Annotated in this window: 16 protein-coding genes; 6 read left to right on the top strand and 10 right to left on the bottom strand. The window is 69.0% G+C overall.

What is annotated here, in order from left to right:
* Positions 1 to 40 precede the first annotated feature (40 nt).
* Positions 41 to 1,489: a type 1 periplasmic-binding domain-containing protein gene (locus DEJ22_RS13915; protein WP_111228258.1), complete on the bottom strand. Its 1,449-nt coding sequence runs from the start codon at positions 1,487 to 1,489 to the stop codon at positions 41 to 43.
* Positions 1,486 to 4,260 (bottom strand): hypothetical protein, encoded by a 2,775-nt coding sequence (locus DEJ22_RS13920; RefSeq protein WP_146241817.1) that lies wholly within the window; start codon positions 4,258 to 4,260, stop codon positions 1,486 to 1,488. Before DEJ22_RS13920 ends, DEJ22_RS13915 begins: the two co-directional genes overlap by 4 nt.
* Before the next feature lie 271 nt (positions 4,261 to 4,531).
* Between DEJ22_RS13920 and DEJ22_RS13925 the strand changes: the two genes are divergently transcribed.
* A complete protein-coding gene (locus DEJ22_RS13925) occupies positions 4,532 to 5,497 on the top strand; it encodes a hypothetical protein (RefSeq protein ID WP_111228256.1) in 966 nt (321 codons plus the stop codon).
* A 119-nt stretch (positions 5,498 to 5,616) separates the two neighbouring features.
* Here the strand turns inward: DEJ22_RS13925 and DEJ22_RS13930 are convergent, their stop codons facing one another.
* The 8 genes from DEJ22_RS13930 to DEJ22_RS13965 form a co-directional block, all read right to left on the bottom strand.
* On the bottom strand, positions 5,617 to 6,597 hold the full coding sequence (locus tag DEJ22_RS13930) for a DUF3592 domain-containing protein (RefSeq protein WP_111228255.1): 981 nt from the start codon (positions 6,595 to 6,597) through the stop codon (positions 5,617 to 5,619).
* Positions 6,598 to 6,671: 74 nt separating this feature from the next.
* Complete coding sequence (locus DEJ22_RS13935) at positions 6,672 to 7,298, bottom strand: hypothetical protein (protein ID WP_111228254.1); 627 nt, start codon at positions 7,296 to 7,298, stop codon at positions 6,672 to 6,674.
* 123 nt (positions 7,299 to 7,421) lie between these two features.
* The gene (locus DEJ22_RS13940) at positions 7,422 to 7,928 is read right to left on the bottom strand and encodes a hypothetical protein (RefSeq protein WP_111228253.1); all 507 of its coding nucleotides are present in this window, start codon (positions 7,926 to 7,928) and stop codon (positions 7,422 to 7,424) included.
* A gap of 64 nt (positions 7,929 to 7,992) precedes the next feature.
* Positions 7,993 to 8,319, bottom strand: a complete 327-nt coding sequence (locus DEJ22_RS13945) for a hypothetical protein (protein ID WP_111228252.1) — start codon at positions 8,317 to 8,319, stop codon at positions 7,993 to 7,995.
* 275 nt (positions 8,320 to 8,594) lie between these two features.
* Entirely contained in the window at positions 8,595 to 8,864 is a 270-nt protein-coding gene (locus DEJ22_RS13950) for a hypothetical protein (protein ID WP_146241816.1), read from the bottom strand.
* Positions 8,865 to 10,671: 1,807 nt separating this feature from the next.
* Positions 10,672 to 11,103 carry a hypothetical protein gene (locus DEJ22_RS13955; RefSeq protein WP_111228251.1) on the bottom strand — a complete coding sequence of 144 codons (432 nt, stop codon included), beginning with the start codon at positions 11,101 to 11,103 and terminating at the stop codon, positions 10,672 to 10,674.
* Positions 11,104 to 11,126: 23 nt separating this feature from the next.
* Positions 11,127 to 16,433, bottom strand: a complete 5,307-nt coding sequence (locus DEJ22_RS13960; RefSeq protein ID WP_146241815.1) for a DUF6531 domain-containing protein — start codon at positions 16,431 to 16,433, stop codon at positions 11,127 to 11,129.
* 194 nt (positions 16,434 to 16,627) lie between these two features.
* Positions 16,628 to 16,909 carry a hypothetical protein gene (locus DEJ22_RS13965; RefSeq protein ID WP_058729289.1) on the bottom strand — a complete coding sequence of 94 codons (282 nt, stop codon included), beginning with the start codon at positions 16,907 to 16,909 and terminating at the stop codon, positions 16,628 to 16,630.
* 251 nt (positions 16,910 to 17,160) lie between these two features.
* On the opposite strand from DEJ22_RS13965, the gene DEJ22_RS13970 reads away from it, so the two are divergent.
* The 5 genes from DEJ22_RS13970 (at position 17,161) to pstA (ending at position 24,161) form a co-directional block, all read left to right on the top strand.
* On the top strand, positions 17,161 to 19,326 hold the full coding sequence (locus DEJ22_RS13970) for an RNA degradosome polyphosphate kinase (RefSeq protein WP_111228248.1): 2,166 nt from the start codon (positions 17,161 to 17,163) through the stop codon (positions 19,324 to 19,326).
* Complete coding sequence (locus DEJ22_RS13975; protein ID WP_111228247.1) at positions 19,323 to 20,270, top strand: NUDIX hydrolase; 948 nt, start codon at positions 19,323 to 19,325, stop codon at positions 20,268 to 20,270. Before DEJ22_RS13970 ends, DEJ22_RS13975 begins: the two co-directional genes overlap by 4 nt.
* Before the next feature lie 505 nt (positions 20,271 to 20,775).
* Complete coding sequence (locus tag DEJ22_RS13980; RefSeq protein ID WP_111228246.1) at positions 20,776 to 21,882, top strand: phosphate ABC transporter substrate-binding protein PstS; 1,107 nt, start codon at positions 20,776 to 20,778, stop codon at positions 21,880 to 21,882.
* A 229-nt stretch (positions 21,883 to 22,111) separates the two neighbouring features.
* On the top strand, positions 22,112 to 23,062 hold the full coding sequence (pstC, locus tag DEJ22_RS13985; protein WP_111228245.1) for a phosphate ABC transporter permease subunit PstC: 951 nt from the start codon (positions 22,112 to 22,114) through the stop codon (positions 23,060 to 23,062).
* Between the two features lie 13 nt (positions 23,063 to 23,075).
* Complete coding sequence (pstA, locus tag DEJ22_RS13990; protein ID WP_111228244.1) at positions 23,076 to 24,161, top strand: phosphate ABC transporter permease PstA; 1,086 nt, start codon at positions 23,076 to 23,078, stop codon at positions 24,159 to 24,161.
* Positions 24,162 to 24,170: the final 9 nt, after the last annotated feature.

Raw genomic sequence — 24,170 nt, forward strand, 5'->3', positions numbered from 1 at the left:
CTCCCTCGGCGGTGGCGCGGTGGTGCGGGCGGGGACGGGCCTAGTTCGCCGAGTCGGAGAACCAGACGAGCGCGGGCGTCGCACCGTCGTCGCCGGACGGAGCGGCGGGACGCAGCCCGAGGTCTTGCGCGGACGCTGCCAGCACCGTGGCCGGCTCGGCGAGCGCCTGGTGCGAGCTGAAGTCGAGCCCGGGGCCGGCGAGGCCGTCGTCCGCACCGAGGTCGAGCCGGGCGAGCGCGTCCGACACCTCGGACGCGTCCGTGCTCCGTGCCGACCCGACGGCCGTGACCAGGGCGACGACGGCGTCGTGACTGCGCGCGTCGGCGACGGAGGCCACCGAGGCGAACGACCGGTCGCCGGACAGGTTCTTCGCGTCGGCGTCGTCCGCGAGGACCCGGACGCCGCCGAGGAACGCCGACATCGCGCGGCCCTCGGCGTCGGACGAGAGGGCGCGGGCGTCGTCGGTCTCGACGCCGACGGTGCGGAACGTGCCGCTGAGGCTGCCGCCGGCCTGGGCGAGGGCCGCTGCGAAGGCGGGGCTGGTGGCCTCGGGGGTCAGGACGACGGGCGCGGTGACGTTCGCCTCCTGGAGCGCGGCGACGAGGGCACCCTGTCGACCGGCCGGGCCGCTGACGACGACGGCGTCGGAGTCGGGCGACGCCTGCTCGGTGCCGGCGCTGCTCTGGTCGTCGGCCGTCGGGGCGTCGGTCGTCGTGGCGTCGGTGGAGCCCGCTGCCGCTCCGGTGCGCTGCGCGATGGTCGTCGCGAGTGCGCCGAGGTCGGGCGTGCTCGTCGCGTCGAGGACGTGGGCGAACCGCACACCGGACGGCGCTCCGCCGCCCAGGTCGACGAGCAGCGGTGAGGCGGCGTCGCCGAGCGCGTCCTGCAGCGCCGCAGCGACGGACTCCGTCGACGGCGCGGTCGACCAGGCGTCGTCGGCACCGGCCGCGTACGGCGCGACGACCGGGATGCCGACATCCGCCGCTGCGGTGAAGGCACCGCCGACGTGGTCGCCGGACGACGCCACGACGATGCCCGAGACGCCGTCGGCCGCGAGGGCCTCGACGGCCTTCCGGGCGCCGTCCGTCGACCCGCCGTCGTTCTTCGTCACGAGCTGCACGTCGGCACCACCGAGTTCCAGGCGACGCTGCGCGACGACGGCACCCTGTGCGGCGTCGTCCCACTGCGCACCCTCACCGTCGCCGAGCGTGACCACGACGCCGATCTTCGTGCCGTCGGGGACGTGGGCGACGCTGATCGGCACCGGGGCCGTTGCGGAGACCGCCTCGGCCGGGGTCGAGGCCGAGACGCGCACCGCGAGCACCGCGGTGACGACGGCGGCGACCACGAGGACGGCGATCGCGACGATCACCGCGGTCCGGCGGCGCTTCCGGGTCCGGGTCGCGTCGGCCGCTCCGGCCGCGGTCGTCTCGTCAGTGCCCTGCTCGTCGGGAGTCGAATCGGTCGACTGGTCCTGCACGTGGCTCATCGCTCGGCTCCGATCCGGAAGGCGTAGAGCGTCGTCGACGTCGCGCTGGACGGCACGTCGAGACGGAAGGCGGGGAGCTTCGCCGCCCGGTCGAGCGAGGCGCGGAACTGCTCCTGCTGCAGGAGGATGCCGGCGACGTCCTCGGCCCGGACGTTGGCGTAGCCCGAGGCGTTCTGCGACGCGAGGGCGAGCTGGTAGTCGGCGGAGTCGGACTTCGCCGCGCTCGTGGCCATCGCACCGAGGATGCCGGAGCCGTTGACCTTGCGGTCTCCGAGGTCGAGCATCACGCGGTTGAGGTCGCCGGTGAGCAGCGTGCTCGCGCCCTCGACGTCGCGGACCGAGGCGCTGGTGCTCGCGTCGATGCGCTGCAGGCTCGCCGCGGTCTGCTCGTCCACGGCGGAGGCGAGGCTGCTGCCCTGCTGCCGGAGCGCACCCTTCTGCTCGTCGATGGTGCCCTTCGAATCGCTCGTGACCTCGCCCGAGGTGGTGCGGAGGCCGGCGATCGACTTGTCGAACGCGTCGACGACGGCCTTCCGGCTGGTGCCGGCGGTGTCGCTGACCTTGCGCACCTGGTCGTCGATGAGGGCCTGGACCTGCTTGCCCGAGTCGTCCGACGCCTGCTGGAAGGCCTCGCGAACAGCGTCCTGCAGCGTCGTCTGCTGATCGCGCACCTGCTGCAACTGGCCGGTGACGACCGCGCCGGACTTCGTGGCTTCCCCGAGGAGGCCCTTCAGCTGCTGCACCGATCCCTCGACGGAGCCGCCGTCCCGCTGCACCGCGGTGCGCACGTCCCGGACGCCCTGTCGCAGCGCGGCCACGGCGGTGGCGAGTTGGTTCACGGCAGCGCCGACACCGGTCGTCGCCTGCGGGTCGGTCTCGGCGATGAGCGCGTCCCACGCGGTGACCTGCGCGTCGAGGCGCTGGTCCATCGGGGTGTTGAAGCCGAATCCCGGGCGGAGGGTCGTCCCCTCCGGCTGGTCGGTCCCGGGGCACGGCGTCGCGGTGAGGTACCCACGGAGCGCGTCCACCTCGTCCTGGTCGAGTTCGGGATCGCTGAGCAGACCCGGCTGCGCGAGCTGGCACAGGCGGTCGGCGAGCGCTCGGTTCTGCGCCTGCATCGAGCCGTCGAAGCGGGAGTCCAGGGCGCCGAGCTGTCCGCGCGCAGCCTGGGCACGGCCCCGGACGTTCGCGACGGCTTCCTGCACCGGGCGCACCGACTGCTCGCTGGTCGTGACCAGGGCATCCAGCGCAGTCAGGGCCTGCTCGACGAAGCCGTCCTGGTCGCTGCCGAGGGCGTCGAGCTTGCCGGCGATCTCCTGCAGTTGCGCGTTCAGTGCGTCGGACTGCTCGATCGCGGTGTCCGCGAGGTCCGGGTTCAACCCGTCGGCGAGCTGCTGCCCCTTGCTGACCAGGCCGATCAGCGAGGTGTTGACCGCAGCCGACGACTCCCAGAGCGCGCAGGTCAACGAACCACGGGCCTCCAGGGCGGCGCACGCCTCGGCGGACGGCGAAGCCGGTCCGACGGACGACGCGAGCTGCGCGCTGACCTGCTGCTTGCACTCCTCGCTCGCCTCGGCGTAGCCCTCGAGCTGCGCGGACACGCGCAGCAGGTTCCCGTAGACGCTGGAGCCTGCTGCACCGGTCTGCGGGACCGCGGCACACCCTTCGCCGTCCAGGACCGGCGCGGGAGCCGTCGCCGAGGTGTCACCGAGCAGCGCATCGAGGCTGCCCGTCGTCTGCTGCAGCTGCTGCAGCACCGTCGACTGGGTCGCCTGCACGGTCGAGCCGAGGTCCCCGTTGAGCGAACCGAGTTCCCCCGACAGCGACTGCATCGTGCTCGCGAGCGACGCACTGCTCTCCTGCAGCCGCTCCGCCGTCCGCACACCGAGGGTCTCGGACGTCGACTCGAGGTTCGTGCGGACCTCGGTGATGGTGCCGCCCGCGCGGGCGAGCACCTCGTTCACCTGCGCGATGAGGTCGATCGTCCGGCGCTGCAGGGCGAGCTCGGAGTCCGTCTCGGACCCGAACGCCCCGTTCATCACGCCGCTGGTCGACAGGTCCGTCGTCAGGCCGGGCTGCGCGGCGACGTCGATGGCGGGCGTCGCGAAGTCGCGCACGTCGGCGACGAGGTGGAGCGTGCTGCTGGCGCCGGAGGTCGGCGGGGCGAGCAGACGACCCCACTGGACGACGGCGTCCCCGGAGGCGTTCGAGCTCACGACGCCGTCGGTGGCGGCGCCGCCGTCGACGGACTCGGTGACGATGCGGTCGGGAGCGACGCCGTCGAGCACGGTCGACGCGGCGATGCTGAACGGCGCACCGACGAGCGCCGGTGTCGACCGGGCTGCTCCCGCGACGTCGTAGGACAGGTCCTGGGACCGGACCGTGAGGTTCTCGACGGTCACGTCGATCTCCACGCGACCGGAGTACCCGTCGAGGTCGGCGAGGTCGGTCCCGGAGCGCTTGTCCGTCGTGTACTGCGTGGTGATCCGGAGCGGGAGGTCCCTCGCTGCCTTCGTCACGTCGTGGTCGACGGTCTTCGAGGACGACTGCTTGCCGGCGACGGAGATCGTGGTGTCCGAGATCGCGTTCACCGCGCCGTTCGAGGTGAGCGTCGTGTCGACGGTCTGCAGCACGCGTGACGGATCGGTGACCTGGTCCTGGTCGGCGGTGCAACCAGCGAGGACGAGCGCGACGGCACCCGTCACCGCCACCACCCCCGCGATGCGGCTCCCCCGCTGGATCCCGGTTCCCCCGGCGCGCGTCAACATCACGATCGTCCCCCTCAAGAATCGACTGCGTGATCGATCCTAACCGCTGAAATACCGTGAGGTTCCGTCCTCCACAGGAGGAGACCACCCCCGTTCGAGCCACACCAGGGCGCCACACGAACTTGCAGACCCCGCTGGAATTGATACTCTGCACAACGCAAGTGGGGGGTCCGCGAACGCCGTCGGCGATCGGGGATGCATGATCGAGTGGCCGACCGTTCCGAACGTGTCGGTCGGCCGCTCGGTTCACCGCACGGCACGAGGGGGACAACACATGTGGATCACGATCACGTCCGTGGGCATCGCGATGGTCGCGGCGTTCGTCATCACGACATCCGTGACGGCGGCGACCAAGCACAGCGATCGCCGCCGTCGGGAGCGCGGAGAGTCACTGCCCAACGAGGGCGGCGCGCTCGTCGCCGTGCGCCTGCGGACCTTCCAGTGGGTCCTCATCCGGGTCGTCGGCGTCGTCTTCGTCGTGGGCGGAGCCCTGCTGGCACTGGGCGCCGCCACGACGATCTCGACCGGTGTGGAGCCCAGCCTGGTCATCGTGGCGATCGTCCTCCTGCTGGCTGGCATCGGGGGCATCGTGCTGTCCCGCTCGATGCGCCGGACACGGGTGCTCGCGATGGAGGACCACCTGCTGGTCCGTCAGGGCCTCCACCAGGAGCGCCGCGTCGACCTGGTGGAGATCGCGGCGATCGCGCCGATCACGAACCAGTACGGCGGCCTGCAGGCACGTGACGCGACCGGGAAGCGACTCTTCTCCGTGATGGGCCTTGCCCGCGGGTACGCGGAGCTCGAGGCGTACCTGCAGGAGCGCGTCGTCCGTCCCCGCGCAACGGCTCCCGCAGCGCTCGGACCGAACGGCGTCTCGGTGCCGCCCTGGCGCGGTGTCGCGTGCAGCGCCGACTGGACCAGCGTCCCGCTCGGCCCCGGCGGTCGCGTGCGTCCGGTGATCCGCCTGTTCGTCGGTGGCGACGTCGTCGTGCTGCACCCCGCCGAGGTCCGTGCCCTCATCGACGGCCGGACGGCAGTCGTCGAGTCCGAGTCGCAGCCACTCGCGTTCCTGGCCAGTCCGGCGCTCGTCGACCCGACGTCGCTCGGGGCTCGGCAGTTGGCCGGCCTGCCTCCGGAGAGCCTCGCGCTCCTGTACGACGCGCAGGACGCACCGGCAGTCGTCCTCCGTGACAGCGATGCTGTCACGTTCCGCGCGTGGGTCAGCGGCCTGCCGCGCTGACCGTCGCGGCTGATCCACACGACCCGGACTGGAGGCGCGGTGCTGGTCCTGCGGACGGCCCGCTCTGTCAGGTCGGTCGCCTCGCCCTGTCGCCTGCTGCTCCGGTGACGCTCGTGTGATCACTCGGCCGGCGAGCGCGGCTTCCGGGGCAGACGCGCGACGCTCGGCGGGGGAGATCCGACGCGGTGAGCTGACGCGACTCCGGCAGCCAGCCGGCGCGCGCGACGTCTGGCCGCGAGCACCTGCCGCCGGGCCTTCGCCCACCGCCGAGTGTGCCTGGTGCGGATCTTCCGGGTGATGCCCTCGACCGTCTGCACCGCGAGGAGCGGCGCTCCCACCGCCAGCAGCGGCAGCGCGGTGAATGCGTAGTTGCGACCGTCGTCGACGTTGCGCACGAACATCCCGTGCAGTTCCTCGGATCGGACCCCGGCGATCGTCGGATCATCCGGGTCGACCATGATCTGCAGACGCTGCCCGACGCGGTAGTAGTCCGGATCACTCGACACCGTGTACTCGTCGAGCGTCGTCTCGTACTCCACGCCGTCGAACCGTTGCCGCGTCACCGGCGTGTACTCGGTGTGCCCGCGCCCCTTGTAGCCCGTGAAGTGCACACGCTCGACGTGCACCACCTCACCCGTGACGACCACACCGGTCCTCCGGAGCGCATCGTCGTAGCGCAGCGCTTCATCGCCCTCGCCGTGCAGGAGCGCCCCCATCGCGGCGACGCAGAACGCACCGACGCACAGCATGACCGGTCCGGCTTCACGCAGCCACTCCCCGCCTGCCGTGCGCAACCCGCGGCCCGCCGCCTCTTTGCGCCTCCGCGGCCCGACGTTCGGGAACAGCATCCGAGCGAGGAAGGCACCGGCGAGCACCGCGGGCAGCCACCCGTACTGCAGCGGCCCCCAATCCGACGCACGACTGATGAGGATGCCCAGGACCACGAAGCTCCCGAGGAACAGCACCGTGGGCATGAGGCACCCCGCCGGTCCGACGCGCACGAGTGCAGCGCCGTAGCTGAGGCCGAGGACGGCGACGACGGCGAATCCCCACCCCGGGACGCCGAAGTGCCCGAGCTCGACCAGTCCGCTGGTGGTCACCGCAACGGCCGCAAGCAGCGCGTGGAAGACCCGCCGTGCTGGGGTCACCGTTCCTCAGGCCTGCCGCTCGGGTGTCAGCAGTCGGCGGTGGTGACCGCGAAGTCGATCGTGCGGTCGGTGCCCTCGAAGACGTACGAGTACCGCATCACGATCGCTTTCGACAGCAGGTCACGCGACTCCTTCTTCTGGCAGACGTTCGACACGACCGACGACTTGAGGTCCGCCGCGGTCAGGCTCGCCGGGTCGACCGAGGAGTCGATCGTGTAGGCGTAGTCAAGTTGCGCACCGTCAGCCGTCACGCCGTCCCACCGGGTCACCTCGTCGAGCTCGAGCGGGAAGGTGTAGTTCTCGTTGACCTGCTTCGCCGCCTCGGTCGCGAGGGCTGACGGCGAGGGCTCGGCGGTGGCATTGAAGAACGCGCGGACGCCCAGGGACGCACCCACCGCGGCGAGGACGGACACGACCGGGATGAGGATCCGGAGTGCGACGTTCTTCCCCTTCTTCTCCGGGGCCGGCGGCTGCCAGGAGGGGACGCCCGCGCCCGTGTAGGGCTGCTGCTGATACCCGGGAGCTTGCTGGCCCGGCTGCTGGAAGCCGGGCATCTGCTGCTCGTTCGGCTGCCCGAAGCCGGGCGTCTGCTGGTCCGGCTGCCCGTTGTTCGGCTGCCAGTCGCCGGGCTGCCGATTGTTCGGCGTCGTCATGATGGTCCTTCGCGGTCAGCACTCGCGCGCCGGACGTCCCCGAAGTTCCGTGCTCCTCCCGCCCCGCGGCCGGTCGTACACGCCCCCTCGAGCGCCGGCGCCCCCTGTGCGCGGTACTCGATGTCAGGTGCCGGCAGTGCCAGCGCCTGCATCCAACGTATCAGGCCGGGGCTCCTCGGACCCTGCTCCCGCTCCGTCACGGTTGAGCGCTGCAGCACAACCGCATCGAGTCGCATCGCGCACGAAGACCGCCTGTCGCACGCGATGGAGCAGGTCGCGCAGCTCGTAGGAACCGCGACCGACCGTGAAGCACCACTTTCCACCAGCGTCGAGACGTCGAGTCTTCTCCTCGACGTTGGCGCCCGTCAGGCCCCAGCGGAGCGCGAGCGGCCCGCAGTCCTCCGTCTTGATGGCGATCCCCAGCGTCGAGGCTCCGACGCCTCGCGACGAGTACGAGGAGTCGGTGCTCGACTCCGCCGACGAGACAGAGCAGACGATCTTGATCTGATGCCCAGCGTCGTACATCTTGAGCGTGATCGGCCCGACGTAGAGGAACAGGGCCGGGACGACCAGGAACACCACGAGCAGCAGCGCGGCGACGACGCGCCCGCGCAGCACGCGCATGTCCATCGTTCTCAGCCTTCCTCGAGCCGCGGCCCAGGGGCAGCCATCGCCTCAGCGATTCCCCGATCTGTCATCGGCCGACACCGCTGTGAGGCAGATCGCGATCGTGGAGCCGACGAAGCAATGCCCCAAGTACCCAACCAGCCATGATCCCGAGGAACCAGACCCGAACAGAGAGCACCGCTCCGACGAGGACGAAGCGGGTCAGGATCGGACCGAGGAAGAAGAGCAAGACGGCCCCCGCCACGGTCCAGCCCGACCCGATGAAGGCAAGCACTCCCGCCATCGCGATCGCGATCGCCAGGTTGAGCAGGACGTTCGAGAGCGTCACCTGCGATGAACCGAGCACCATCGCGACGCCGATCGCGATTGCAACGAGCAGGATGTTGCCGATCACTGCACCCCTCGTCAGAGGACCGTAGACCCGAACCTTCTTCCTCGCCGCAGCAGCCAATCTCACTCCGCTCCCTACGTTGACGCCACCGTCGGTCCCATCAAACCTCCGCCTCCCGCGTCGGGAGCGACACTGCGCGATGGGCGCCACCATCATGCGGACACGGTAGCGACCAGCCTTCGCTCCTCAGAATATTCAATCACTCAACCGCTGAACCTCGACGGACTGACGCAGGGATCGAAGCACGTCTCGGAACCGGTAGGACGCAGCACCGAATCTCAACTCGTGATCACGTCCTTCCCGAAATTCCTCGGCGATCTTCGCCGCATTTTGACCTTACGCATGGAAACGACGCCGCAGTTTGATGAGTCGAGACGCACCTGGTTGAACGACGCACCGATGCCACGCGTCGATCGTGACGAACCGTCCCCCGCGGTCGCCTGAGTAATACGACAACTCACCACGAGCGGGTGAGCAGCGTCATATGCCTTCAGCGTCACCGGCGCAACAAAGATCGTGGTGAATATCAGCGCCATGCCGAGCAGCAACGAGAGGAAGATGATCCTCGTCGATCACGTTGACCTTTCTTCACGTACCGAGCCTCGACTCCTCATGTCGATCACTCTCGCGCACCCTTCTCAACCCGCGTCAGTGCCTGAGGTCCGAGGAACGTTCACGAGCTAGCCGCCCACGCTAACGATCACGCTGCATCTTGCAGTTTGCTCTCTCGCCAAGTGGGAGGCGCTCTCGTCGAACGCGGAGCGCCGGCTCTGATTGCAGCCCGCGGACAGCGCGAACATCAGCCGTCAGTTCTCACTTCCCGGGGCTCGTGTAGTCGAAAGCGGTGGGGAATCCGTTGATTGGTTTGAGCGCGCTACGGAACCAATGAGAAGATGACCCACACTGAACTCAAACCTTCCCCCTTCTTCCAGCTCCGCGGCAACAGCCTGCTATCTACCGGTCGGCACTCCCTGCAGGACGAGCGTTCCACAACTCTTCGTATCGACTCGGATGTATGAGAACGACACCCCTTGGCCCGTCCTACTCACGGTGCTACCAGAGCATCTTTCCGCACTTTCCACCTGGCATTGCAGAGCGCGCTTGTGGCCCTCGTCATACGAGCTCATTGCGTACGGCCATACAATGCAGGACAGTCACGTCACGTCACGTCACGTCACGTCACGTCACGTCCTACACCCCCCCACATCGCTCTAGTGGGCGATGTTTCCGGCGATGCCTTTCGGCCGACATGCAACTGGTCCTGGCTCGCCTCTACCCGGCGCGGCTCTCGCTCGCTCCATCCCGACTGGCGACCGCCCGCCACCATGGCCATTCACTTCGAGCAAGGAGCAGCCCACTGATGGCCGGGAAAAGCCAAGCGAACTGGTAAGAGTGCCCTCTCCCGGCCACCGCTGACAACACCAGGAGAAACACCAGAATCAACAACAGACCAGCCCGTCGCACCCATTTGTGTCGGGCTCTGCCCGTGGCAGTCCCGATCAGGATGGCCACAGCACCCACGCCAACCGCGATAGTCACACTGGCGCCCCCTAGACCGATTGTTGCCCAGACTGCGCCCGCCAAGAGCGCAAGAATCAGAAATCCCAAGTAGGCAAGGAGCAGTGATCGATCGAGCGACGAATTCTCAGGCTCGGAACTCATTCTATTCCTCGTCATTCTGCTCCCAGTAGATCCTTGAGTCCTGTAACGTCTTCGGCCCAGTCAGCAAGGTTCTGAGCACCCCCTATGGAACGACCTGCAAAAGCCTCGATTCGACCGGGTCACTGAGCATCCTTTGACCTCAAGCACACTTCAGTGAATTTTTGTTTACATGAGTCATCCACATTCGCTCAAGAAACAGCCGAGGTGCTTCATTGACTCAGCCGCTGAACCTCAACGGCTTGATGCAAAGACCGGAGCAATTCCCGAAGCCGGTAGGACGCAGCTCCGAACTTCAGAGCATGACTACGACCACTCTGGAACTCAGCTGCGATATCCGCGGCATTGTCGGCCGACACTCCTCTGCGTATGTAGACAGTTCCACAATCGGGAGAATCGAGACGCACTTGATTGAACGATGCACCGATGCCACGCACAGATCGCGATGACCCGTCACCGGCGGACGCCTCAGCGATACGGCACTTCACCACGAGCGGATGAGTGGCATCGTATGCTTTCAGGGCCACCGGCGCTACGAAAATTGTGGTGAATATCAGCAGCATTCCGAGCAGCCATGAGAAGAAGATGATCCTCTTCGACCGCATCGAGCGCTCTTTCCGCCCCAATTCCGACTCCTTCGTCAAGTCTGGGTCGGCTCCGTTTGCTCGTCATGGCCCGCCAAGTTTCCCATGCCGATCAGCTGCCATCCACGACCGTGAAGCCGTAAGCAGTCGGGGACACGCCAAAGAACGCAATTTGAGCGCGAAGTCGGTACGCCGCCTCACCAACACTGAAGCGGACGCGTTCCGCGTCCGTTATTTCCTTCGCGACGGCACCAGCGTTCGAGGAATTGATGCCGTCCTGAAGCAGGATCTTGCCGCACTGCTCGGTCACGACAACGACCTGCGGCCCCGACGCACCGCCGCCCTTGAATGATCCGCTCGATTCCGTTCCGGTGACGGCACTACGGATGGTGCACGTAATCGGTATCCGATGGGAGTCGTCGTAGGCTGTGATCCCGACGGGTATCACGAAGAAGAGCAGTCCGGGGACGACGAACAGCAGCAACACGATGGCGATCCCGACGACAGGACGCTTCTTTCTCGCAGTAGACGACTTCCCAGTCATGCGAACACGGTACCTCCCGCCTCTCACCATCTCCGACGGACTCCGACCGTCGGGCCGTCACCGCCCTGCGCTGCGCCGGTTGTGAAGGTCTGGATGATGTTTCCAAGCGAGGGGTCCCCGCCAGGTCGAATCGCTTCGTTGACCTCGGACGACACCACGCCGACCCCGCTCGAGACGGCGTTGCCTGCTAGCTCCCTTCCGACCGTGGACGTGATCCCGAAGCTGTTGACGAACGATCCTGAGAGACGCCCCGTAGCGATGCTGGAGGCTGCTCCGGTGCCGAACCCCGTCGCGGCTGCCGTTGCGTAACCGAGCGGGTCCTTATCCTTGATGTCGTCGTTGAAGTAGTAGTCCCCGACATTGTTGACAGCGCCTGAGGTTCCAGACGCGATCGCGCCACGGCCTGCGGACGAGAACGCTTGAGAGGCCACACCCCTGGCACCTGACCCGAGCGCGAGCGAAGCGGCCGGCGCGGCCTTCGCAAGCCCTATCGCCGCGCCGCCGCCGGCGGCACCGGCCGCTGCACCGACGAGAGTGTCCTCACCAACCTTGCCCCAGTCGACGCGCCCGTCTGCTCCTCGGTTCTTCTTGATGGAGAAACCTCCGGCCAACGCTGCTCCAGAACCCGCCGCGACAGCGAGCGCAACAACGGGTCCCAGAGGGGTGAACATAGCCCCGACCGCCAGGACGACGCCGACACCGATGGCGATGTTCGAGATCAGCTCGGAGTTCTCATCGGCCCAGTCCCTGACTGCTCCGAAGATTCCCTGGTTCGCATCCCGGTACGCCGCCAGGTCCTCGTCCGTCGCCGGTCGGAGCCCCAGAGGGTCGATCGCGTGCATCGGGTCGTTCCCGGCGTACGAGTACGGGTTCCCCGACCACGCGGCACCGAGCACGGGCGCCAGTGGGTCCGTCGACAGGAAGCCGCGCGCCGCAGGGTCGTACACGCGCGCCCCGAGCCACTCCAGCCCCGCGATCGACAGCCCGCCGTCAGCGGTGAGCGAGACACCGGTGGGCAGAGCCGAACCCTCGACGGATGCGAGCACCGCCCACGGGTCCGATGGATCCGTCGAACGCGCGCTCCGCCAGCCAGCGGTCGACCATGCTTCCCCGAGTGCGACCGCACCGCCCGGCAGGTCGAGCACGCTCTCCGCGCCGATCGACACCATCGCCGGCAGGGGCGCGGCGGAGTCCCACCACACCTCGGCACCGCTCACGTCGGCGATTTCTCCGAGCACATCGGTCCACACCTCCACCCGACCGCTCTCGTCGTACGAGCGGTCCCGCGAGACGACGGCGGTCAGGGACCCGAGGTCGGACCACGCGTACTCCTCGGTCGACCCATCGGCACGGCTACGCCGGACCCGTCGGCCGAGTCCGTCGTACAGGTACTCCGTCCGCTCCCCATCACGGACGGACGCGTTGAGCTGCCCGGCAGCGTCGTACTCGAAGATCGTCTCCGAACCGTCAACGACTTCGCGGAGCAGCCGCCCGCCGTCGCCGTACTCCCACTCGGAGTCACTCGCACGGACGAGCTGTCCGGCCTCGTCGTACGCGTACTCCACGCGTCCGTCCGGACCGTCGATCGCGGTGATCCGGCCCTCGTCGTCGCGCTCGATGCGCGTGACCGTCGCACCCTCGGGCGTCGTCGTCGTGTGCGCGACCAGTGCGCCGCGCTCGTACGACCACGACTGGACGACGTCACCGGTCGACGCTTGGACGATCCGGCCTGCTGCGTCGTAGGCGAAGGTCACCGCGGCGAGCCCTTGCCGCTCGACAGCGACAGCACGACCCGCTGCGTCCCGGCGCCACTCGGTCCGCATGCCCGTCGGGTCGATCCGCGCGGTCCGGTTGCCGTCGGCGTCGTACTCCCACCGCACGGAACGTCCGCCGCGGCTCCGTCGGACGAGGAGCCCGCGGCGGTCGTACTCGAGCTCGTGGTCAACCGTCCGTCCCGCGCCACGCGTGTGATCGGTGACGACGATGGTGCGGTCGACGGCGTCGCGTCGAGTCTCGCTCACCAGCTGTCCGTCGACCAGGACCTCGGTCGCGCGGCCGGCGGCGTCGAAGGTCCAGCTGGTGGTCCGCCCTTCGGGGTCGGTCTGCTCCACCTGGCGGCCGGCCGCGTCGTACCGTGCCGTCGTCTCACGCCCGAGCGGGTCGACGGCCGCGACGAGGCGGTCTGCTGCGTCGTACCGACGCCGCGTGACACCGCCGGAGGGGTCCGTGACCTCGATGAGCCGACCCCGCTCGTCGTAGGCGAAGCGGGTGGTGCCCCCGAGCCCGTCGACGGCCTCGACCAGCTGCCCCGCGGCGTCGTAGCGGAACCGCCGCTGACCGAAGCGTGTGTCGTGGACGGAGACGAGCCTCCCGGCCCGGTCGTAGCGGTACCGGCTCGTACCGGACCCCACGGTCGTCTGCGCGACTACGCGGCCGACCGCGTCGTAGGTGGTCTCCTCGACCTCGCCGGTGGGCAACGTGCGGGCGACGACGCGGGAGTCCGCATCGTACGTGAGCGTCGTCCGCGCTCCCGTCGCGTCGACCGCTGCGGACGGGCGCCCGCAGGCGTCGTACTCGTAGGTGGCGCGGGCGCCGAACGGGCTGACGATCGCGGTCACCCGCCCACCCAGGTCGCGCTCGATGTGCGTCAGGCCGCCCTCGCCGTCGACGAGTTCGACGGGCCTGCCGGCTGCGTCGTACGTCACGAGCTCGGAACCAGTCTCGTCACTCGTCCGCTCGACGGGCCGCCCGAACTCGTCGAAGCGGACGGTGGTCGCGGAGAACGCATCGCGCAGGGTCGCGACGCCGGTCGCGACGTCGTGTGCGACCTCCTGTCGCACGCCGGTCGGGTCGACGGTGGCCGCGAGGCCTCCGTTCGCGTCGTACTCGTGCCGCCACGTCGCGCCCGTCGGGTCGGTGACGGCCTGGAGGCGCGACAACCCATCGTGCGCGAACGTCCAGACCGCGTCACCCGGCAGGGCGAGCGCGGCGACGTTCCCCTGGTCGTCGAGCGTCCGCGTGACCCGCCGACCCAGGGGGTCGACGGTCGTCGCGAGCTCGCCGCTCGCCGCGTACTCGAAGGTGGTGCGGGCACCGAGCGGATCGGTGACCGCTGCCACCCGACCACCGGCCGTGTGCTCGTACCGCCAGACGGCACCGTCGGCGTCGCGGCGCTCGACGAGGAGCCCCGCTGCGTCCCATCGGTACTCGGTCCGGGCGCCGGACGGGCTGACCGCAGCGACCGGACGACCAGCTGCGTCACGCTCGATGCGGGCGGTGTCACCGACTGCGTTCGTGGTCGCGACCAGCTCACCGAAGTCGTCGTGCTCGAGGTCGAGGACGACCTCGGTCGGGTCGACGACGTGGGTGAGGACCCCGTTCGTCCACGTGAGCTCGGTGCGTCCGCCGACCGGGTCGACGATGACGGACGGGTCGCGGTCGTCGTCGCGGTACTCGTAGGACACGACCGCGCCGGCCTCGGTGACGACGGTGGTCACCCGGTCCTGATCGTCGTACCCGTAGGTGATGTCACCGCCCGAGGGGGTCACCGTACGGGTCCTCCGACCACGCTCGTCGTACGCGTGGACCGTGACGGACCCGTCGCGTTCGATGGCCGACACCAGGTTGCCGTGCCGGTCGTAGCTCATCGACTGCCGTCGGTCGTCGGAGTCGATGACGCCGACGAGCCGCCCCTTCGCGTCGGCGATGTAGGAGTTCGCCCGCGACCCGTCGTGGTCGGAGACGACCGTGACACGACCGGGCAGGTAGGCGAAGCGCACCGCTCGGCCGTGCGGACTGACCTGTTCGACCACGCGACGCTGGTCGTCGTACGTGTTGTCGACCTCGACGACGCCTGCGGCCGACGTCACCGTGGCGATGAGGTCGTCGTCGTTCCACCCGTAACGGCGGGTACCGACGGGGTCGGTCACGCTGACGAGGCGTCCGCGGTCGTCGTAGCCGTACTCGATCCGCCGGCCGTCGGACGCCCGGAGGACCGCGACGCGCCCGTTCACGTGATCGATCTCGACCCAGCGGCCGCGTTCGTGCTCGAGACGGGTGACGAGGTCGTCGGCACCGCGGACCACCCGGATCCCGGTACCGGTGCCGCCGCGCTGCCCGGTCCAGAGGCCGGACCGGGTGAAGTCGATCCGGACGCCGGCGTTGTCGCGCACGACGAGCAGGTCGCCTTCGGCGGCGAGCCAGCGGTTCTCGCCGACACCGCGGTCCCAGCCCTCACCGGAACGCGGGAAGCGGACCTGACGGCCGTCGGCACCGACGAACGTCGCCCCGTCGTCGTCGAGGAGCAGGCGCGTCTCGAGGATCGACGACCACCCCGGGCCGAAGATCCCGACGTGCTCGTCGAGGGAGTTGTACATGCGGGTGACCTCGAGCGAGGCCGAGGCGCCGGTGAACCCGAGGTCGAGCTCCGGTTCGAGGAAGTTGCCGGTCGTGGTGTTGACCGGGTCCATGGAGAACCCCGTCGTGGGCTGCGCGCCGTACGCCGTCGGCGGCTCGAACTGCAGGTCCTGGCGGGTCTCGGAGACACCGGCGGCGGCGAGGGCCGCGGCGAGCGCAGAGTCCGCGACGGTCGAGACGTTGCCCTCGCCGCCTGCCGCGGTGAAGGCGTCCGCGATCGTGGTGGCCCACTTCGCGTCCTGGTCGTTCGCGTCGAGCCACTGCTCGAAGGCGGTGACGACCCCGTCGGCGTCGATGTGACCCCACGAGCACTTGGCGGCGAAGTCCGAGAGCTTGCCCCGCAACGCGGCGGGTCGTCCTTCGAGGGCGCTGTTCAGCGACACCGACCCGGTCGCGAAGGAGCGGAGGTCGCTCGGTCGCGCCGACGACGTCCCACCGCCTCCGCCTCCACCCGAACCCGGGCTCGGCGTCTCACGGGGCCGCGCGCGCACGTCCGGCTGCTCGTAGGACGGCGGCGCCTCGTTCTTGATGTCCGGCATCGGGTCGTAGTGGAAGGTGTCGTTCCAGAAGTCCTGGAACCCGTTCCGCTCGTCCTCACGCGCCTGCCACTCGCGAGCACGCCTGCGGTTGTCCCGCTCCTTCGCCGCAGCCTCCTTCATCTGGCCGACCCATCCGGCGACCTTCTCGAGCGCATCCGCGATGCGGTCGGCGTCGGAGTCGGCCACGTCGGCGTTCGACGAGAACAACTGGGCGAAGCGGCCGCGGAACTCCTGCGACGCCGTGGACACGTAGGAGCGACGGGAACCGCGCTGGCCGTTGATCGCCCCCGCCGCGGACTTCATCGCGCTCTGCAACGCATCGGCCGTCGCGTCGTCGAACTCGATCGGATCCATGTTCGCGTGGATCTGGGCCATGGTCGTTCCCCCCGGAGCTGGTGCTGGACGTACTGGTCGTACTGGTGGCGCAGGTCGTACTGGTCGAGCCGGTCTTGCCGGCTCGGCTCGGCGCCTGTGTCGTGCTGGTCGCGGTCGCCGTGCTGTGGTGCGATCGGCCCCCGACCGCGAACGCCCGGCCCACCGGGACGGTGGACCGGGCGTGGAGTGGGTGCTTACGCGCCGCCACCCGCGGTGAAGATGTCCTGCGAGATCTTGTCGAGCTGGGTGCGGAGCTGCTCGAGCTCGGTCTTCGCCTTGTCGAGCGCAGCCTTGGTCTCGGGCCAGGTCGACCCACGGAAGGTCGAGGCGAGCGGGCCGTCCCACACGTTCGAGTCGGACAGGATGCGCCCCTGGGCGTCGAGCTGCGAGATCTGGTCCGTGAAGCCGCCGTTCACGATGGACTGGATCTGGCGGATGGCGGTCTTCGCCTGCTCGGTGGAAAGGACACGCGACATGGTCAACCTCATTCTCTTGGTACCTGCACCCCCGCGCAGTGGAATCCCCCCGGAGGCCTGAACGCCGCCCACCATACCCGCGAAGCCCGGCAATGTCACCGTCCGTATATCGTGACGTTTCCTCCCCCAGTCCGAGGGACACGCCGGCGCTCGAGGCTGACGCTCCTGCACAGGCCGGTCGTTCACGCCCGGTTTCCCCAGCGGCAACCTGTGCTCCTCCGGGGAGAAGGGGCGGGTGGCAGGATGTCGGCATGGACACCGAACCGCAGCTCGACGGCGACTCCGTCGCTCCCGACCTCGACGACTTCGACGAGGTCGTCGAGATCGAGCACGAGTCGCTCCCGTCGGACCGCTACTTCGATCGCGAACTGAGCTGGCTGCGCTTCAACCAGCGCGTGCTCGAGCTCGGTGAGGACCGAACGCAGCCCCTGCTCGAGCGGGCAAACTTCCTCGCGATCTTCGCGTCCAACCTCGACGAGTTCTTCATGGTGCGGGTCGCCGGCCTCAAGCGTCGCATCGACACCGGCATCGCGGTCCCGACCAACGTCGGCCGGGCCCCGAGCGACGTCCTCCGGGACATCGCGCGGAAGGCGCACGAGCTGCAGGACCGGCACGCGGCTGCCTTCATCGAGTCGCTGAAGCCGGACCTCGACGCCGCGGGGATCCACATCGAGCACTGGTCCGACCTCGACGAGGCTGACCGGCTCCGCATGCGCGAGTACTTCAACGACCAGATCTTCCCGGTGCTCATGCCACTCGCGGTCGACCCGGCGCACCCGTTCCCGTACATCTCGGGCCTGTCGTTGAACCTGGCGGTCCGGGTCCGCAACCCGAAGTCGCAGCGGCAGGAGTTCGCGCGCCTCAAGGTGCCGCAGAACTTCTCGCGCTTCATCGCGTTGCCCGACGACGGGTCGGGTCGCATGCGCTTCATCCCGCTCGAGGACCTCATCGCGAACCACCTCGACGACCTGTTCCCGGGGATGGAGGTCCTCGAGCACCACGTCTTCCGCGTGACCCGCAACGAGGACGTCGAGATCGAGGAGGACGAGGCCGAGAACCTCATCCAGGCCCTCGAGCGCGAACTGCTGCGTCGCCGCTTCGGTCCGCCGATCCGCCTCGAGATCACCGAGGACATGGACCCGGTGACCCTCGACCTGCTCGTGCGCGAGCTCGACGTCACCGAGCAGGAGGTCTACCGACTGCCGTCGCCGCTCGACCTGGGCGGACTGTTCGAGATCGCGAAGATCGCCCGCCCGGACCTCCACTACCCGCGCCACGTCCCGACGACGCCGGTGCAGTTCCAGCCGGGCGAGCCGAACACCAAGCCCGACCTGTTCCGCGCCATCGCCTCGCGCGACGTGCTGGTCCACCACCCGTACGAGTCCTTCGCGACGAGCGTGCAGGCGTTCCTGGAACAGGCCGCCGCCGACCCGAACGTCCTGGCGATCAAGCAGACCCTGTACCGCACTTCCGGTGACAGCCCGATCGTCGAGGCCCTCATCGACGCCGCCGCTGCGGGCAAGCAGGTCCTGGCCCTCGTCGAGATCAAGGCGCGCTTCGACGAGCAGAACAACATCACCTGGGCGCGCAAGCTCGAGAAGGCCGGCGTGCACGTGGTCTACGGCCTGGTCGGGTTGAAGACGCACTCGAAGCTCGTCCTGGTCATCCGGCAGGAGGGCGGCACGCTCAAGCACTACAGCCACATCGGCACGGGCAACTACAACCCGAAGACCTCGCGCATCTACGAGGACATGGGACTGTTCACCGCGGACGACACCGTGGGCAAGGACCTCACCCGTCTGTTCAACGAGCTGTCGGGCTACGCGATCGAGAAGAAGTTCAAGCGTCTGCTCGTCGCACCGCTGCACCTCCGCAAGGGGCTCGTGAAGCGGATCCAGGCCGAGGCTGCGAACGCCCGGGCGGGCAAGCCGTCCGGCATCCGGATCAAGGTCAACTCGATGGTGGACGAGCAGGTCATCGACGCGCTCTACCTCGCGAGCCAGGCCGGTGTACCGATCGACGTCTGGGTCCGTGGCATCTGCTCCCTGAAGCCCGGCATCGAAGGGGTCAGCGAGACGATCCGAGTGCGGAGCGTCGTCGGCCGGTACCTCGAGCACTCGCGGGCCTTCACGTTCCACAACGACGGCGACCCGGTCGTGTTCATCGGCTCGGCGGACATGATGCACCGCAACCTCGACCGCCGGGTCGAGGCGCTGGTCCGGCTCGCCGATCCGGCCCACGTGGCCGAGGTCGAGGAGATGTTCGACCTCGCGATGGCGGAGTCGACGAGCTCGTGGCACCTGGAGTCCGACGGCGAGTGGACGCGCCACTCCACGGACCCGGACGGCCGCCCGCTCGACGACGTGCAGAATGTGCTCATGCGGAAGATCTCGGCCCGGAAGCGCTCGGCTCGGTGAGCGGCGGCCCCACGGGGCCCGTCGTCGCGGCGGGCGCGGTCGTCTGGCGCGAACGGGACGGCGTCCCGCTGGTGCTGCTCGTCCACCGGGACCACCACCAGGACGTCTCGCTGCCGAAGGGCAAGGTCGACCCTGGTGAGAGCGTGCCCACCACCGCCGTGCGCGAGATCGCCGAGGAGACCGGGTACCGCGTCCACCTCGGTGCGCCGCTCGGAACGGCGGAGTACGTCCTGCCGAGCGGCCGCGACAAGGTGGTCCACTACTGGTCCGCGCGGGTCGGTTCGAAGGAGTACGAACGAGCGGGCAAGTTCCGCCCGAACGACGAGGTCGCGGCGATCGAGTGGGTGACCATCGACCAGGCACGCGCGCGACTCACCTACGAGCGCGACGTCGCGATCCTCGACCGGTTCGCCGACCGCGTCGCAGCGGGAGAGCACCGGACCTTCGCCCTCATCGCCCTCCGGCACGCGAAGACCGTGCCCGGCTCCGACTGGGACGGCCCCGACGCCACCCGGCCCCTCCTGCCCGTCGGGCGGTCGCAGGCCAAGGCTGTCGCGGCACCGGTCGCGGCCTTCGGTCCGAAGAAGATCGTGAGCAGCACGGCGGCGCGGTGCCTCGCGACCGTCGAGCCGCTCTCCGCACGCACCAAGGTCGGTGTCTCGAGCACGGCGGACATCAGCCAGGACGCCCACGACCGCGGTGCCGCGGACGTCAAGGGCGTCGTGCAGAAACGCATCGCCAAGGCGAAGTCCGCGGTGCTCTGCTCCCACGGCCCGGTCCTGCCGGACATCATCGCCCGCATCGCCTCGGCCACCGCAGACGACCGTCGCCGCTTCGACCTGCGCCGGGCCGCGATGCTGTCGGTGGGCGACTTCGCCGTGCTCCACATCGCGGGCGAGAAGCTCGTCGCCGTCGAGACGCACCGCAACACGATCCCAGCCTGAGCCGAGCGCCCGGCACCACCGGGCCGCAGCGGGGTGCGCCGTGCCCCGTGCTCCTCCGCCGATCCGCCCGCGCCGCACCGCGCTCGTCCGTTGCCGACCACCGGACCGCGAGCGACGCGGCGGGGGTGGGGCGCGCCTCCAGGTCGAAAGCGGAAGACCGGAGACCGGAGACCGGAGACGGGAGACCGGAGACCGAGGGTCGAAGCCGTCCCGCCCGACCCAGCAGGGCCTGGGGCAGCCCGGCGGACCTGATCAGCCGGACCTGCGCAGGGCACCGGCGAACCGATGCATCCGCATCGTCCCCGCCCACGCACGGTGACCCGATCCTGCACCCTCCACCGTGCAACCGTCCGGCACCGGAACCGGGACAACCCCTCGTTCACCTTCCGTTCACCGGCGAGCGTCATCCCCGTCACCTCGCGTCCCTACAGTCGCTCCCGGGTCAGCACCGGCCCGAGGGACCAGCAGCGGTCCCGCCTGCAATGACATTCCCGAAGGGACCCCTGTGAACATCAAGCGAATCGGTTCGATCGCAGCGATCGCGATCGCCGGCGCCGTCGTGCTGTCCTCCTGCGCGGCGAACGAGGGCGGCAGCGGCGAGTCCGCAGCGCCGACCTCGAGCTCGGGCACCGACTACTCGAAGCTCTCGGGCACGCTGACCGGCTCCGGCTCGTCGGCGCAGCAGACCGCTGAGGCCACCTGGGCTGCGAACTTCCAGAACGTCGCCTCCGGCGTGACGGTCAACTACTCGCCGGACGGCTCCGGCGCCGGCCGCAAGAACTTCATCTCGGGTGCCGCGGACTTCGCCGGCTCCGACGCGGCGCTCAAGGACGAGGAGCTCTCGGGCTCGTTCGACCTGTGCCAGGACAAGGCCATCGACATCCCGGTCTACATCTCCCCGATCGCCATCGCCTACAAGGTCGAGGGCGTCTCCGACCTGACGCTCGACGCGAAGACCATCGCGGGCATCTTCTCGGGCAAGATCACCAAGTGGAACGCCTCCGAGATCGCCGACCTGAACAAGGGTGTCGACCTGCCGGACGCGAACATCACCGTGATCCACCGCTCCGACGACTCGGGCACCACGCAGAACTTCTCCGAGTACGTCTCGGCGAACGCGTCGGACGTCTGGACCGAGGAGCCGAGCCAGACCTTCCCGTACCAGGTCGGCGACTCGGCCAAGGGCACCTCGGGCGTCGCCTCGGCGATGGCCAGCGCCTCGAACGCCATCACCTACATCGACGACTCGGGCGCCGGTGACCTCGACAAGGCCAAGCTCATGGTCGGCGACAAGGCCACCGAGATCTCGGCCGAGGGCGCTGCCAAGGTCGTCGCGGACTCCGAGACGGTCTCGGGTCGCGAGGAGAACGACCTCGCGATCGACATCAACCGCAAGGACACCGCCGAGGGTGCGTGGCCGCTGGTCCTCGTCTCCTACGCGATCGCCTGCCAGGAGTACAAGGACGCCGACAAGGGTGAGCTCGTGAAGGGCTACCTCGACTACGTCGTCTCGCAGGACGCGCAGGAGGCCGCCGCGAAGGAGGCCAAGTCGGCCGCCCTCTCCTCCGACCTGTCGGAGAAGGCCGCGAAGGCCGTCGCCTCCATCAAGTAAGGCCCACTGAGCACCCGGACGCCGGTCCCACCCACCCTGACCGGCGTCCGGGTTCTCGCCCGTCCGGCACGCAGCACCCCGGACACGCGCACCACAGCACCCGTACGGCCCGTCCACGACGAGCCCACCGCATCCGCGGGACCGTCCACGACGAGCTCGCAGCACCACCCCCGTCGCCTCCCCCGGCCGCTCCTCGACGGAGCCCGGCCTCCCCTCCGACAGGAGTCCCATGACGACCGCACCGGCCCAGCCAGGGGCCACCGTCTCCCCCACCAAGCCGAAGGCCGTCGTCCGCGTCGGCGACCGGGTCTTCTCCACCGCTTCGGTGGTCGCGGGCAGCCTGATCCTCTTCGTGCTCGTGCTCGTCGCCGCCTTCCTGGTGTGGCAGAGCCTCCCCGCCTTCTCGGCCAAGGTCGGCGAGCTGCCGAACAGCGCCACGAGCTTCTGGGACTACGTCGGTCCGCTCGTCTTCGGCACCGTCTACTCGGCCCTCATCGCGCTGGTCATCGCCGTGCCGCTCTCGCTCGGCATCGCGCTCTTCATCTCGCACTACGCACCGCGCCGCATCGCGCCGGTGCTCGGGTACGTCATCGACCTGCTCGCCGCGGTGCCGTCGGTCGTCTACGGCCTCTGGGGCATCGTCGTCCTGGCGCCGTTCCTCAAGCCCTTCTACGGCTTCCTCAACGAGTACCTCGGCTGGTTCCCGCTGTTCTCCGGTCAGGTCTCCGGCACCGGCCGCACGATCCTGACGGCGTCGATCGTGCTCGCGGTGATGGCGATCCCGATCATGACCGCGGTCATGCGCGAGATCTTCCTGCAGGCCCCCACCCTCAACGAGGAGGCGGCGCTCGCCCTCGGTGCGACGCGCTGGGAGATGATCCGACTGTCGGTCCTGCCGTTCGCGAAGTCGGGCATCGTCTCGGCGATCATGCTCGGCCTCGGTCGTGCGCTCGGCGAGACGATGGCGATCGCCCTCGTGCTGTCGGTCTCGACGAACGTCACCTTCCAGATGCTGACGTCGCTGAACCCCTCGACGATCGCGGCGAACATCGCCCTGCAGTTCGCCGAGGCCTCGGGTACAGCCCTCAACGCGCTGGTCGCGTCGGGTCTGATCCTCTTCGTCATCACCCTGGTCATCAACATGCTGGCGCGCTACATCGTGCGCAAGCGGGTCTCCTGAGAGGTCACACCCGATGTCCCTCGCGCTCCGACAGACCGGCGTCACCGGCAACGTCTACGCCAACGGCAAGCTGCACAAGTCCGTCCCGTGGCTGCTGCTCATCGGCTCCTGGGTGGCCCTGATCGCCGTCTTCGCCCTGCTCAACGCCGGCGGCTCGGTCAAGGACTTCAACGTCGTCGCCGCCCTGTTCCTCGGCACGGTCCTGTTCGACGTGCTCATCGTCGTCATCTCGCGCATCGTCGAGGGCGGCCGCAAGGCGGTCGATCGCCTGGTCACCTCGCTCGTCGTCACGGCGTTCGTGATCGCGGTCCTGCCGCTCGTGTCGCTCCTCTGGACGGTGCTCGCCGACGGTCTCGCCCGCTTCGACGCCCAGTACTTCAACTCCTCGATGCGCGGTGTCATCTCCGAGGGCGGTGGCGCGCTGCACGCCCTGGTCGGCACGCTCGAGATCACGCTGTTCGCGGCGCTCATCTCGGTGCCGATCGGTCTGCTCACCTCGATCTACCTGGTGGAGTACGGCAAGGGCGCGCTCGCGAAGGGCATCACGTTCTTCGTCGACGTCATGACGGGCATCCCGTCCATCGTCGCCGGTCTCTTCGCCTACTCGCTGTTCGCGCTGTTCCTCGGCCCGGGCGCCCGCTTCGGTCTGGTCGGTTCGATCGCCCTGAGCGTGCTGATGATCCCCGTGGTCGTCCGCTCCACCGAGGAGGTCCTGAAGATCGTCCCGATGGAGCTCCGCGAGGCCTCGTACGCGCTCGGTGTGCCGAAGTACCTGACGATCCTCAAGGTCGTCCTGCCGACGAGCCTCGCGGGCATCACGACGGGCGTCATGCTCTCGATCGCCCGCGTCATCGGTGAGACCGCCCCGCTGCTCGTCACGGCCGGCTTCACCGCGAGCATGAACTACGACCTGTTCAAGGACCCGATGATGACGCTGCCGGTGTTCGCGTACACGCAGTACTCGCAGCAGGGCGCCAACCCGGTGCCGTTCGTCGACCGGGCCTGGACCGCGGCGCTCGTCCTCATCCTCATCGTGATGGTGCTCAACCTGCTCGCCCGCTTCATCACCCGACTCTTCGCCCCCAAGCTCCCCCGCTAGCGTCGAGCG

It is taken from the genome of Curtobacterium sp. MCSS17_007 (genome assembly GCF_003234175.2).
Lineage (GTDB): Bacteria > Actinomycetota > Actinomycetes > Actinomycetales > Microbacteriaceae > Curtobacterium.